The 12887-nt window shown below is 64.4% G+C and carries 10 protein-coding genes; 2 read left to right on the forward strand and 8 right to left on the reverse strand.

Features of this window, described 5'->3' with window-relative positions; genetic code table 11:
• Positions 1 to 131: 131 nt before the first annotated feature.
• The 3 genes from AC57BR_RS17225 to AC57BR_RS17235 are packed head-to-tail and all read right to left on the reverse strand — an operon-like array spanning position 132 to position 3993.
• On the reverse strand, positions 132 to 2639 hold the full coding sequence (locus AC57BR_RS17225) for a GcvT family protein (RefSeq protein WP_496362700.1): 2508 nt from the start codon (positions 2637 to 2639) through the stop codon (positions 132 to 134).
• 35 nt (positions 2640 to 2674) lie between these two features.
• Complete coding sequence (gene purU / locus AC57BR_RS17230; RefSeq protein ID WP_496362702.1) at positions 2675 to 3589, reverse strand: formyltetrahydrofolate deformylase; 915 nt, start codon at positions 3587 to 3589, stop codon at positions 2675 to 2677.
• Positions 3590 to 3642: 53 nt separating this feature from the next.
• Positions 3643 to 3993 (reverse strand): bifunctional 3-phenylpropionate/cinnamic acid dioxygenase ferredoxin subunit, encoded by a 351-nt coding sequence (locus tag AC57BR_RS17235; RefSeq protein ID WP_496362704.1) that lies wholly within the window; start codon positions 3991 to 3993, stop codon positions 3643 to 3645.
• 251 nt (positions 3994 to 4244) lie between these two features.
• Between AC57BR_RS17235 and AC57BR_RS17240 the strand changes: the two genes are divergently transcribed.
• Positions 4245 to 5486, forward strand: coding sequence for an NAD(P)/FAD-dependent oxidoreductase (locus tag AC57BR_RS17240; protein WP_496362706.1), 1242 nt, complete (start codon positions 4245 to 4247; stop codon positions 5484 to 5486).
• A 55-nt stretch (positions 5487 to 5541) separates the two neighbouring features.
• A complete protein-coding gene (locus tag AC57BR_RS17245) occupies positions 5542 to 6771 on the forward strand; it encodes an aromatic ring-hydroxylating oxygenase subunit alpha (protein ID WP_496362708.1) in 1230 nt (409 codons plus the stop codon).
• Between the two features lie 33 nt (positions 6772 to 6804).
• On the opposite strand, the gene AC57BR_RS17250 is transcribed toward AC57BR_RS17245, so the two are convergent.
• The 5 genes from AC57BR_RS17250 to AC57BR_RS17270 form a co-directional block, all read right to left on the reverse strand.
• On the reverse strand, positions 6805 to 7611 hold the full coding sequence (locus tag AC57BR_RS17250; protein ID WP_496362710.1) for an IclR family transcriptional regulator: 807 nt from the start codon (positions 7609 to 7611) through the stop codon (positions 6805 to 6807).
• Between the two features lie 213 nt (positions 7612 to 7824).
• The gene (locus AC57BR_RS17255) at positions 7825 to 9360 is read right to left on the reverse strand and encodes a glycoside hydrolase family 32 protein (protein WP_496362712.1); all 1536 of its coding nucleotides are present in this window, start codon (positions 9358 to 9360) and stop codon (positions 7825 to 7827) included.
• The gene (locus AC57BR_RS17260) at positions 9353 to 10306 is read right to left on the reverse strand and encodes a carbohydrate kinase family protein (protein ID WP_496362714.1); all 954 of its coding nucleotides are present in this window, start codon (positions 10304 to 10306) and stop codon (positions 9353 to 9355) included. The genes AC57BR_RS17255 and AC57BR_RS17260 overlap by 8 nt, the downstream gene beginning before the upstream one ends.
• A 49-nt stretch (positions 10307 to 10355) precedes the next feature.
• Entirely contained in the window at positions 10356 to 11450 is a 1095-nt protein-coding gene (locus AC57BR_RS17265; RefSeq protein WP_496362716.1) for a LacI family DNA-binding transcriptional regulator, read from the reverse strand.
• A gap of 16 nt (positions 11451 to 11466) precedes the next feature.
• Positions 11467 to 12879, reverse strand: a complete 1413-nt coding sequence (locus AC57BR_RS17270) for a NosD domain-containing protein (RefSeq protein ID WP_496362718.1) — start codon at positions 12877 to 12879, stop codon at positions 11467 to 11469.
• Positions 12880 to 12887: the final 8 nt, after the last annotated feature.

Below are 12887 nucleotides of genomic sequence, written 5' to 3' on the forward strand. Positions count from 1 at the left end.
TGGCGCTCGACCGGGGGCGGAACGCAAAAACGGTGGTTGAGCCCGTCGGGTTTCCGACAAGCTCAACCACCGTCGACGGGCTCAACCACCGGCTTGAGCCCGCCAGGTTTCGACAAGCTCAACCAGCAGCGTCAGCCGCGGAGGCGCTCCATGCCGGGGTCGAACAGCGGCTCGGCGCTGACGCTGGCGGGAACCCGGCGGCCGAAGTACTCGATCTCCACGGCGTCACCCTCGGAAACCGAGGAGGGCAGCCAGGCGTAGGCGATCGGCTTGCCAATGGAGTAGCCGTAGGCCGCGCTGGTGACGTAACCGGCCGCTGCCCCGCCCACGTACACGGGTTCCTTGCCCAGCACGACGGACGTGCCGTCGTCGACCGTCAGACAGCGCAGCACCTTCTCCGCCGGCTGTTCCTTGCGGGCCGCCAGCGCCTCGAAGCCCACGTAGCCGTCCTTGTCCTTGGCCACCGAGAAGCCGAGGCCGGACTGGTAGGGGTGGTGCTCGGTGGTCATGTCCGTGCCCCAGAGACGGTAGCCCTTCTCCAGACGCAGGCTGTTGAAAGCGCCGCGGCCGGCGGCGATGATGCCGTGCTCCCGGCCCGCCTCGAAGAGCAGGTCCCAGAGCTTGAGGCCGTATTCGGCGGTGGTGTACAGCTCCCAGCCGAGTTCGCCCACGTAGGACAGGCGCATCGCCGTGACGGGGATGCCGCCCACCGAAATTTCCTTGGTGCGGAAATACTTCAGGCCGTCGTTGGTGAGATCGTCAGCGCTGACCTTGCCGATCACTTCGCGCGCCAGCGGGCCCCACAGGCCGATGCAGCAGGTGCTGCCGGTGATGTCGGTGACGTGCACCCATTTCGCCGGATCGGCGGCCGACTGCTTCCGGGCCTCCACGCGGAGGTAGTCGAAGTCCACGTTGCTGTTCACGCCGAGCTGGAAGTCCTCCTCCCCGAGCCGCGCGACGGTCACGTCACTGCGGATGCCGCCGTCGTGCTCCAACAGCAGGCAGTAGGTGACGGCTCCAGGCTTCTTGGCGATGTTGCCGGTGCTCAGCCGGTGCAGCAGCGCCTGCGCGCCCGGGCCGTTGACCGCCAGCCGCTTCAGCGGCGTCATGTCGTAAAGTGCGACGGCGGTACGCGTCTTCCACGCTTCGGCCGCCGAAATGGGGGAGGAGAACATCGCGGCCCAGGGTTCGCGTTCGGGCGCCTGCCACTCTGCCGGCAGTTCGTCCAGCAGGGGGCGGTTGGCCTCGAACCAGTGCGGGCGCTCCCAGGCGGCGGAGTCGAGGAAGAATGCGCCGAGTTCCTTCTGCCGGACGTTGAACGGGCTGACGCGCAGGTCCCGCGGGGACTCCTTGGGCTGCAGAGGGTGCAGGACGTCGTAGATCTCCACGAAATTCTGCTGTGAGGTCTCGCTGACGTACTCGTCGCTGGTCTGCACGTTTTCGAAGCGGGTTAGCTCGGTACCGTGCAGATCGGTGCGTGAGCGGCCCTCGATGAGCAGCTCGGCCACAGCCTTGGCCACGCCTGCGGAGTGCGTCACCCACACGGCCTCGGCAACGAAGAAACCGGAGAGTTCCGGGGCTTCGCCGATCAGCGGGCCGCCGTCGGGTGTGAACGAGAAGATTCCGTTGAAGCCGTCCTCGATCTGGGTGGCGTGCAGGGCGGGAAGCAGGTCTTGGCAGTCCTCCCACGCGGGCGCGAAGTCCTCCAGGGTGAAATCAAGTCGCGACGGCATCCGGTGGTCGGACATTTCCTCCGCGCCGACGCGGGGCAGCTGTTCCATGTCCACCGGCATGGGCCGGTGGGCGTAGCTGCCGATGCCGATCCGGTCGCCGTGCTCGCGGAAGTACAGGTCGCGGTCCTGGTAGCGCAGGATGGGCTTCTGGGCACCATTGGGCAGGTCGTTCACGCCCTTGAGTTCCGGCAGCGGCGTGGTCTTGACGTACTGGTGGGCCAGCGGCAGCAGCGGCACCTCCAGGCCCACCATCTTGCCGAGCTCGCGGCCCCAGAAACCTGCACAGGACACCACGATGTCGGCAGGAATCACGCCGGAGGACGTCTCGACGCCGGTGACCTTGCCGCCCCACTGGCTGATGCCGGTGACTGCGGTGGAACCGAGGAACGTCACGCCGCGCTCGCGGGAGCGCTCGATGAGCAGCTGCACGGCACGGGCAGCCAGGGCCAGGCCGTCGGTGGGGATGAGCAGCCCGCCCAGGACCTCACGGCCGCCGGAGAGCTTGCCGGTGTTCAACAGCGGATAGATCTTTTCGCATTCATCGGCGTCGACGATCCGGCTTTCGACGCCCCAGGAGGTCATCACACCCATCTTGCGGCTGAGGTCGGCCAGGCGCTCGGGAGTGGTTGCCAGCTCCAGGCCGCCCACCTGGTTGAAGCAGGACTGGCCGTCCTTACTCAGGGAGAGCAGCTTGTTGACCGTGTACGTGGCGAACTCCGTCATGGTCTTGGACGCGTTGTTCTGGAACACCAGGCCGGGGGCGTGTGAGGTGGAGCCGCCGGCCAGTTCCAGCGGGCCCTGTTCGACGACGGTGATGTTGTTCCAGCCGCGGCTGGCCAGCTCGTCCGCGAGGTTGGTGCCGACGATGCCGGCGCCGATGATGACGACGCGTGGTGATGCGCTCATGGTGTGTGGTTCTCCTGGTTCGCGTTAGCGGAAAATTAGCGGAATACGACGGTGCGGGTTTTGTTGAGCAGGACGCGGTGCTGGCAGTGCCACTTCACGGCACGGGAGAGCGCCTGGGTCTCCGCGTCCCTGCCCACCGTCACCAGCGCGTCCGGGTCGAGGGCATGGTCCACCCGGAAGACCTCCTGCTCGATGATGGGGCCTTCGTCGAGGTCCGCCGTGACGTAGTGTGCGGTGGCGCCGACGAGCTTGACCCCGCGGTCATAGGCCTGGTGGTAGGGCTTCGCGCCCTTGAACCCGGGCAGGAACGAGTGGTGGATGTTGATGGCCCGTCCGCGCAGCTGGCGGCACAGATCGTCGGACAGCACCTGCATGTAGCGGGCCAGCACCACGAGATCGGCATCGTATTCGGCTACCAGATCCAGCAGGCGGGCCTCGGCTTCGGGCTTGGTGCCGGCGGTCACCGGCACGTGGATGAAGGGCAGTCCGGCCGCCTCGGCCATCGGCCGCAGGTCCTCGTGGTTGGAAACCACGACGGCGATCTCCGCACCCAGGCTGCCCGCCCGCCAGCGGAAGATGAGGTCGTTCAGGCAGTGGCCGAACTTCGACACCATGACCAGCAGCCGCTGCGGGCGTCCGTCGTGGATGCTGAATTCCATGCCGAATTCGCCGGCGATGGCCGCGAACTCGGAGCTGAGGCTTTCGGCCGTCTGCTGATCCCGTTGGTTGAGCTTGTCGAAACCAAAGGCGGTGCGCAGGTAGAGCTTGCCGCTGACGTGGTCGTCGAACTGCTGGTGCTCAACGATGTCGAAGCCGCGGTCGGCCAGGAATGTGGTGATGGCGCGGACGATGCCCGGCCGTTCGGGGCAGGCCAGGGTCAGGACAAATTCAGCGTTGCGGGCTTTGGCACTGGCACCGACTGCGGGCGCGCCTTCAAGGACTGTGGACAAAATTTTCTCCTGTGGAGTAGCGGCAGCGAAAATGGTGGCAGGGCGGGGATTGCCTAGACGTGGCCGTTCACGGTCAGTCCGGGGGGAAGGTTGGGTTCCTCGTCGGACTCGATGACCATGATGTCGCCATCGACAACAGTGACTTCGTGTGTGCGGACGGGGAGTTTGGCCGGCGGTGCGTCAACCTGTCCGGTCCGGAGGCTGAACTTGGAGGCGTGCAGCGGGCACTCGACCTCGCAGCCTTCCACCCAGCCGTCGGTCAGCGAGGCGTCCTGGTGGGTGCAGGTGTCGTCGATGGCGAAGAGCTCGCCCTCTTCGGTGTGGAAAACGGCGATGGGCGGTGCTGTGTTCAGGCGCAGGGCTTCCCCTGGTGCCAGTTCGCTGAGCGGGCATGCCTTGTGCATGGGGGGCCTCTTTTCTTGTGGGGAAGGTAGGAATATGGATGCTGTCGACGGTCTGTTCCGTATAGCTCAACAGCAGTCGTAATATGCAACAGAGTGCTTTCGCTCACACTGTTTTGTCAAGGGCTAAGGGCCCGATTACGCCCTCCTTCTTTAATGAGTCACCAACCCCTTGACAGTCACCGTGGCATGGATCACGCTGTTGCATATAGCGATTGTTGTTGCGCCAAACGCAATAGAAAGAGGGTGAAGAAATGCAGACACTTGCGATCGTGGGAGCCTCGCTGGCCGGTCTTTCCGCCGCGCGGGCAGCCCGCGCCCAAGGCTTCACCGGACGGCTCGTCATCATCGGCGATGAAGAGCACCGTCCGTACGACAGGCCGCCGCTCTCCAAGGACTTCCTGCTGGGGTCCATCACGGCCGAAGACCTGTCCCTGGAAACCGAAACTGACGACCTCGACGCCGAATGGCTGCTGGGTACACGTGCGGTGTCCCTGGACGCTGATTCGAAAACCATCAGCCTGGCCAACGGCCAGGTTGTCCAGGCCGATGGCATCGTCATCGCCACCGGTGCACGGGCCCGCCAACTGCCGGCCCTCGCTGGCTTGAGCAACGTCTTCTCCCTGCGCACCCTCGCCGATGCGCAAAGCCTGGCGCCGGAACTGGTGCCGGGAAGCAAGATGGCCGTCATCGGGGCAGGCTTCGTCGGCGCCGAGGTTGCCTCTTCCGCCGCCTCCCGCGGGATGGACGTGACCCTCGTTGACACCAAGCCCGTACCGTTCGCCGCCCAGCTGGGCATGGAGATGGGCTCGGTAGTGGGCGGCCTGCACGCCGCCAAAGGCGTCCGGCTCATCTCCTCGGCTGTTATTGAAGACTTCTACGCAGGCGAGGGAAACGTCACCGGCCTTCGGCTGGCCGACGGGACGTTCGTCGCTGCGGACGTTGTGGTGGTGGGCATCGGTGCGGAGCCGAACGCTGAATGGCTCGCCGGTTCCGGCGTGGAGGTCGACGGCGGCGTGCTGTGCGATGCGATGGGGCGCACCAACGTTCCGGGCATTGTGGCAGTAGGCGATTGCGCCGCTTGGTTTGACGCCGCCGTCGACAGGCACCGCCGGGTGGAGCACTGGACGGGTGCGCTGGAGCGCGCGGCCCTGGCTGTGCTGGCGCTGCTCGATGACGACGCCCCGGCGCAGCCGCTGAAGCCGCCGTACTTCTGGTCGGACCAGCACGGCGTAAAGATCCAGTTCGCCGGCCACTCGGCCGGCTACGACCGCCTGGACGTCGAAGCGGGGGACGCTGCCGATCACAGCCTGCTGGCCGTCTACTACCGGGATGACGTTCCCGTCGCCGTACTGGGCATGAACCAGCCACGGCTGTTCACCAAGTGGCGCAGGAGCCTCGCGCCGTCTGCGCCCAAGCCGGCAGCCGCCGTCGTGCCCTCAGTTTTGACGCCGGCGGGCGGACCCGCCCTTGCTGGCGCCGCCGCGGGGCTTTAGCCCCAACTTTTCTTGTCATTCGTGTTGTTTGTGGTTGTTTTGTTAGGAGAACAAATTGTCTGTTGAGGTATCCACCCCGAGCCTGATCCCGACGCTGGGCGGGCACCTGTACACGGATCCGGCTATCTTCCGGGCCGAGCAGGAACGTATTTTCGAGCAGATGTGGTTCTGCGCGATCCGGTCCGCGGACCTGGACAAGCCCGGGGCATGGCAGACGGTGCAGGTAGGCCGGGAAAGCGTGCTGATCTCGCGGACCCGCAAGGGCGAGATCCGGGCCTTCTACAACGTCTGCCGGCACCGCGGCGTGAAGCTGTGCATGGAGGAAAAGGGCGAAGCGGCCCGCAACTTCCAGTGCCCCTACCACGCCTGGACCTATGACTTCGAGGGCAAGCTGATCGCCGCCCCGAACCTGACCAAGATGCCCGACATCGACCGTGACGAATACGGCCTGTCCAAGGTCCACATCCGCGAATACCTCGGCTACGTGTGGGTCTGCCTGGCCGAGGAACCGCCGTCCTTCGAAGAGGAAGTGATGGGCGCGATCGAGGAACGCCTGGGCAACGTGCACGCCATTGACGGGTACGACGTGGCGAACCTGTCCGTCGGCCGCCGGATCCGCTACGACGTGAAGGCAAACTGGAAGCTCATCATCGAGAACTTCATGGAGTGCTACCACTGCGCCACCATCCATCCGGAACTGACCGAGGTGCTCCCCGAGTTCGCCGACGGCCTGGCCGCTCAGTACTTCGTGGGCCACGGCGCGGAGTTCGGTGAGGACATCAAGGGCTTCACCGTGGACGGCTCCGAGGGCCTGGACATCATCCCGGGCGTCGGCGAAGACCAGGACCGGCGCTACTACGCGATCACGATCAAGCCGACCGTCTTCGTGAACCTGGTCCCTGACCACGTGATCATCCACCGCATGTTCCCGATGTCCGCAGACCACACGATCGTCGAATGCGACTGGCTGTACCTGCCCTCCGTGGTGGAGTCAGGCAAGGACGTCAGCGCCTCCGTTGAGCTGTTCCACCGCGTGAACATGCAGGACTTCGACGCGTGCGAGCGCTGCCAGCCGGGCATGGCATCCAAGTCCTACGCCAAGGGCGGCGTGCTCGTCCCCAGCGAACACCACATCGGCGCTTTCCACGACTGGATCCAGGAAAAGGTAAGCGACGTCCCGCTGTCCGGAGAAGCCCTGCTGGGCCTCACCGCGGATACCCCGCCGCTGGAGGAACGGGCCGAAACCCTGCAGCGCAAAGAAACCGCAGCCACCCCCGCCTCCTAAGCCCTTGCGGTGACCCCGGCCCAGCGGCCGGGGTCACCGGTGGGTGTAGCCCATTTTTCCGCTGATGTTCAGGCCGGCCTCCTGGAGCCCCTGGATCAGGCCGGGCGTATTTTCCGGGTCGAAGCGGAAGGCGGGGCCGGAGATGCTGACGGACCCGATGACCGTCCCGAAGTGGTTGTAGACGGGCACGGCAACCGCGGTCAGTCCGATCTCGAATTCCTCGTGGACAACGGCGTAGCCGTTGCGGGAGACGTCGAGGAGCTGGTTTTCCAAGGTGTCCCGGTCCGTGATGGTCCGCGGGGTGCGGGCCGGAAGGCCGACCTGCTGGAGGATCCGGGAGCGTTCTTCAACCGGCAGTGCTGCCAGCAGCACCTTGCCGCTGGAGGTGGCATGAAGGGGCGTGAGGCTGCCCACCCAGTCGGATGTGGCCAGCGTTGACGGGCCCATGGCCTGGTCCACGTTCACCGCGTAGTTGGACCGCAGGACGGCGAGGTTGACGGTTTCCTTGTACTGATCTGCGAGGCCCTCCAGGATGGGACGTGCCTCGTGCACCAGGCTCAGCCTGCCGGGAATGGAGCTGGCCAGCCGAAGGATGCCAAAGCCCAGCTGATACTTGCCGCGGTCGTTGTTCTGCCGCACGATCTCCCTGGACACCAGCGATCCGAGCAGCCGCGAGACGGTGGACTTGTGGACGCCCATTTCGTCCGCGATGTCGCTGACGCCCGCGTGTCCGTCCCGGGCCAGGATCTCCAAAATCTGGAGGGCGCGGTCAACGGACTGGACGCCTCCGCCTTGGGCGTCCGGATCCCTGCCGGTCCTTGGATCGTCTCTTGCAGCCATCAGAGGTGCTCCCGTGTTGTCGCCGTGACCAGCGGTCAGGCTCTGCGCCATCCCGCCTGCTTCACACCTCTGATCCTAGACGCCGCGGGCGCAGGGGCGTCATTTACAGGAACACAACGTTTGCCCTTACGTACACCTTCCACGTGCGAGGAAGCCCGCCGCGACTGCGCGCCGCGATGGTGGACCGGCTGACCGTGGACCGGCTGACCTGCTTCAGGACAAGGCCGTGACGGCCAGTTTCCGCACAATGGCCGTGCCGCCCTCCACACACACGTCGGTGCCCAGGCTCCCGGACAGGGGGAACACCAGATCGCTCAGGACGACCCTGCCGCCTTGGGCGAAGACCTCCACCGAGCACTGGTCGACGATTACACGCAGCCTCAGCACGCCGCCGTCGAGCTTCACCGGTGCCGACTCAGCGGACGCGAACTTTTCGTGGAAGGCGGTGTTTCCGGAGTTGCGGCGATCCAGGGTGAGCCGACTCGTCACGGCATCAAAGCTGAGAACCGTTCCGGCGGTGCCGCCCGGTGCGCCGAGAAGCGTGAAAGCAACGGTCCGGGCCGTGCCGGGCAGGATCTCGGCCTCGATCAGCTGCGCTGATCCGGGCATCGCGTCGGGCAGTTGCAACAGGGAGTCGCGAAGTTCCACGTCCTGGATGGCGCGGGCCGGCTCCCCACGGTCCAACGGCAGCACCGGGCGCTGCACCAGGCGCGGCAGACCGTCCACCGTCGCGAGCTCGACCTCGCGGGCAAGCGACATCCCGGAGCGCCAAGGAGACGTGGGCAAGGTGTTGGCATAGTCCCAGTTGTTCATCCAGCCGATCATGATGCGGCGGTCCTCCGGGGCATTGCTGAAGGAGACGGCGGCGTAGTAGTCACGTCCCCAGTCAAGCCACAGACAGTCTTTGAGATCCGTGGTCCCGTCGGTATCCGCCGGAACGAGTGAATCAGGGTCGGCGGTGAACTGCACCCCATCGAAGTCGCCGACGAAGTACTGCCCTCCCGAGCCACCGGCCACGGCACCCGGGTTGATATTGACCACCAGGACCCACTTGACGTTGTCCGGATCTCCGTCGACGGGGAGCGGGAACAGGTCGGGGCATTCCCATTCGCCTCCTGCGGCGTTTGCAGGGCCGAAGGTGCTCAGGTATTCCCAGTCCCTGAGGTTGGCCGAGCGGTACAGCACAACCTGCTGGTGCTGGGCCTCCACCGCCACCATGACCCAGCAGGAACCGGCCGGTCCCTCATAGCGGAACACCTTGGGGTCCCGGAAATGGGCCGAGCCGCGGCCAAGCACCGGATTGCCTGCGTATTTGCTCCATGTCATGCCGGCGTCCGTGGAAAACGCGAGGGACTGGGCTTGTGTCCCTCGATGCACCGAGCCTTCCTTGAAGGCGCTCGTGTAGATGGCCACCAAGGCCGGATCTTCCACTGTGCCGAATCCCGACGTATTGCCGTGGTCCACCACGATGCTGCCTGAAAAGACGTCTTCTTCCTCGTCGCAGGCGATGGCAACCGGGTGTTCGGTCCAGTGCAGAAGGTCGGCTGAGGTGGCATGTCCCCAAGACATGTTGCCCCAGACATTGTCGAAGGGGTTGTTTTGGTAGAAGAGGTGGTAGACGCCCTGGTGCCACACGAGTCCGTTGGGGTCGTTCAGCCAAGTGTTCTTGGCTGTGTAGTGAAGTATCGGCCGGACGTCAGGGGCGGTGTCTTCGGCGGAGCCGGCGGAGTGCGTTGTTGTTTCAGTCATCGGAGTTCTTTCGGGAAGTCTGGGCCAGTTCCAGAGATCGGATCAGTTCTGCCCGTGTTGGCGGGTTCGCTCCGTGCCGTCCGACTGTTATGGCCGCAGCGACCGAGGCGGCCGTTCCCAGGCGTGTGAGTTTGCCGTAGCCGAAATCGTCCTCGGGGTCCTCGATGAGGCCAGCAATAAGCGAAGACATATAGGAGTCGCCTGCGCCGACAGTATCTTTGACGACCACTGGTGGTGCCGGCACTTCGATCTCGGCGGCATTCGACAGCAGATAGGATCCGGATGCGCCATCCGTGATGATTGCCAGTTCCGTCCCGAGATCAAGCAGCCGCCGCGCGACGTCGTGGGGAGACGTGCGGGGGTAGAGCCACTGGGCATCGTCCGAGCTGAGCTTCACGACGGTAGCCAGGGCAACAGTGTGTTCGAAGGTCCTGAGTGCTTCAGTGTGGCTGTGAAGCAGTGTCGGGCGGATGTTGGGGTCGTACGTGATCAAGCAGCGGCGGGAGAACAGTTCCAGCAAGGACCGGACTTGGGTTGCTCCGGGCTCTATGAAGGAGGCCAGTGACCCGGTATGCAGAACCTTCGGGAGGAAAGTGGGGCTGATTTGGGGGAGGTTCCATTCGACGTCGAATTCATATTCTGCGGAACCGCTGCTGTCCAGAAGCGCCCTGGCAGTGGATGTGCGGTTGAGGTGTTCGGCTCCCGGAAGCAGGCGTACTCCCGCGGTGTCCAGATGCTGTTGGATGTTCATGCTGCGTTCGTCCCTGCCCAGTGCGGTGAGGAACGCGGTGCTGATGCCCAGCCGACCGAGTCCGAACGCGACGTTCATCCCCGATCCGCCTGGAAACTCGATCGGCCCTGCGGCGGTGTCAATGATGTCGATTATGGCCTCGCCGACGACGACGACATCCGTTTCAGGGCGTGGGGGAACTGGGGAGCTGTGCATTCGAGGTCCTTGGAATGTTGGGCGCGTCCTCTACTGGACGCGCTCGAGGTCAGGTGTTGGCGCGCGTGGGTGAGTTCGGTGCTGCTCTACTGGAATCGCCCTTGTCTCTTGGGGAGGCGACGGAATCGCGAAGAACCATGGGACAGGGAAGAACGGTCGAGTGAGCGGCGAACAGCTGCAGGTCGGTTTTTCCTTCGATGGCGTCGATCAGGTTGTCGGTTGCCCATGCGCCCATTTCGTAGTGGGGCAGGGCGACGGTCGTCAGCGCGGGGTAGAGGTTTTCGGCGATGAGTTGTTGGTTGTCGAAACCGACGACGGAAATGTCGTCCGGAATCCTAAGACCAAGTTCCCCGGCGGCCCGGTATGCGCCCATGGCCATGCGGTCGTTGTAGCAGAACACGGCGGTGGGCCGGCTTTGGGGTTTCAGCAGGCGCAGGGCGGCCTGGTAGCCGCCGGGTACCTCCGAATGCTCGGACTGGACCAGTTCTTCGTGGAACGGCAGCCCGGCATCCGCCAGCGTGTCCTTGAAGGCCCTGAGCCGGGAGTGAGTTGCCGGCACGTCGTCTGTGTTGTTGAGCATGCCGATCCGGGTGTGCCCGGCGTCGATCAGGGCTTGCACGGCCGACCTTGCGCCGCCCACTTCGTCGGGGATGACGGAGGAAACAGTGTGGCTGATGTCTTCGGAGTCCACCAGGACTGCCGGCAGTCCGGCCAGGTTCTTGGGGACAGCCAGCTTCCGGTGATACATCGTGGCGTACAGGATGCCGTCCACCTGCCGATCCAGGAGATCCGCCACCTGGCTTTCCTTGGAACCCTGGGAGCTGGTGCTGGTGGAGTTGATGATCATGATGCGGTACCCGCGGGCACGCGCCGTTTCCTCGGCCCCGAGGATGATCCTGCCTGCGTGCGGGGTGGTGGCGATTTCCTCGCTGATGAACCCGATCATCCCGGAGCGTTGAGTGCGCAGCGCCTGGGCGAGCCGGTTGGGCCCGTAACCCAGCCGTTGGGCCGCTTCGTGGACCCGTTCTCTCGTTCCTGCACCCACGCGGGCGTAGGCAACGTCATTGAGGACGTGGGAGACGGTCGTGACAGAGACTCCGGCCGCGGCCGCCACATCCTTGATACCGACTGATCTGTTGGTCATTTGGTCTCCCACGTCCTCATGGTGTTGGTGCTGATCCTGCGTTCGACATAATCGTCCCAGAGCCCGTGCTCCGGCCGGCGGCGCCGCCCTGGAAACCGACCGTAGGTGTGGCCCTCAAGGCGTTGACGGCCCTATCCGCGATGACTTGGGCGTCACTTCCGGAATCAAGGATCGTATTCCGGGCTGATTCGGAATCGACCATGACGGCCGTAACCGCGAGACCGTCCGACGCCTCGGTCGTCAACAGAGCGTCCACCTGAGCCGAGAAACAGGAGTCACTCGACGTGGAGCGGACGTCCATCGCCACCACGTGGTTGTTGGAGACGAAGTTGCCAGCCCCCTCCACCAGCCGGATGATGACGGGCGTCGCACCTGCCGGCCGGATGCTCTGCGAGTCGATGATCTGGGAGAAATGGTTGCCGATGACAGAGTTGTTGCTGCCGCTGACACAGAGAAGTCCGTAAAGGTCGTTCCGTCCGTTGTCGACTCCCAGGAAAGGCGTCCAGGGCTCATGGTCACGCAGGAAGTGATTCGTGGCCACGAGGTTCTCCGAACTATTCGCCGCAAGAATCAGCATCCCGGGGTAGAACGAATGCAAACGGTTGTTGGTGACGCTTGAACGCGTGACGCCGTCGAGATGGACGCTGCTCGCACCGCGGGGGAAGACGTTGTTCGCGGTTATCAGGAGCCCGCCGTGGTTCTGGGCGTAGATCGAGTGACCCTTGAAGCCGGCTCCGACCAGGTTGTCGGTGATCTTGGATGCCTGTCCCCACCCGCGCAGCTCGATGCAGCTTCCGCATTCAGCGATGAAGTTATCGTGAATGGAAAGCGCGTCCGCGTTATAGATAGTGAGCGCGTTCTCAAGGTAGACGAACCCCATGCCGTTCACGCGGAATGAGTCATTGGCGCTCGCCACATAGATACCGGTCTTGCCGTTGACGTAGGTGTTCTCGGGATGCATCGCCGAGCCATCCGAGGTGAAGTGCAATCCGTCGATGCAGAAGTTGGAGAACTCGACCGAGCTGATCCGCGGGCTCCCGCTTCGCTCAACGTAGAAGGCGGCTCCCTTGGATTCCTCCCCGTCTCCACCGAGGGGAATGTCGACGAGAATGCGGCTCCCTCCGGGCCACAGCTCATGCAAGTCGGGCCATTCGTCTTCGGGAACGTTGTACCGGATGCTCGAGGACGTAAAGCCGTGTCCCGAGCCATGGATCCTGAGGAAGCTGACGTCGATCACCACCTGCGTACGAAGGTGGTAGTCCCCGGGCGGAATGTAGATCACCGCGCCTGGCTTTCCTCCATTGTTCGCATCGGTGACCGTCTGCCGGGCCTTGATGTCGGCGATGATGCTGTTGATTACTTCACCGACGTCCTCGGACGGATTGCCGACGGGCCACGTGGTCACGTCGTAGTAGTTGTTGCTTGACATAGGTTCTT

It is taken from the genome of Arthrobacter sp. BGA-UO-ETr-C19 (genome assembly GCF_059568005.1).

Excerpts from the sequence above, each read along its gene's own strand:
- AC57BR_RS17225 (WP_496362700.1), bottom strand. The coding sequence starts at position 2,639 with ATGAGCGCATCACCACGCGTCGTCATCATCGGCGCCGGCATCGTCGGC.
- AC57BR_RS17235 (WP_496362704.1), bottom strand. The coding sequence starts at position 3,993 with ATGCACAAGGCATGCCCGCTCAGCGAACTGGCACCAGGGGAAGCCCTG.
- AC57BR_RS17240 (WP_496362706.1), top strand. The coding sequence starts at position 4,245 with ATGCAGACACTTGCGATCGTGGGAGCCTCGCTGGCCGGTCTTTCCGCC.
- AC57BR_RS17250 (WP_496362710.1), bottom strand. The coding sequence starts at position 7,611 with ATGGCTGCAAGAGACGATCCAAGGACCGGCAGGGATCCGGACGCCCAA.
- AC57BR_RS17255 (WP_496362712.1), bottom strand. The coding sequence starts at position 9,360 with ATGACTGAAACAACAACGCACTCCGCCGGCTCCGCCGAAGACACCGCC.
- AC57BR_RS17260 (WP_496362714.1), bottom strand. The coding sequence starts at position 10,306 with ATGCACAGCTCCCCAGTTCCCCCACGCCCTGAAACGGATGTCGTCGTC.
- AC57BR_RS17265 (WP_496362716.1), bottom strand. The coding sequence starts at position 11,450 with ATGACCAACAGATCAGTCGGTATCAAGGATGTGGCGGCCGCGGCCGGA.
- AC57BR_RS17270 (WP_496362718.1), bottom strand. The coding sequence starts at position 12,879 with ATGTCAAGCAACAACTACTACGACGTGACCACGTGGCCCGTCGGCAAT.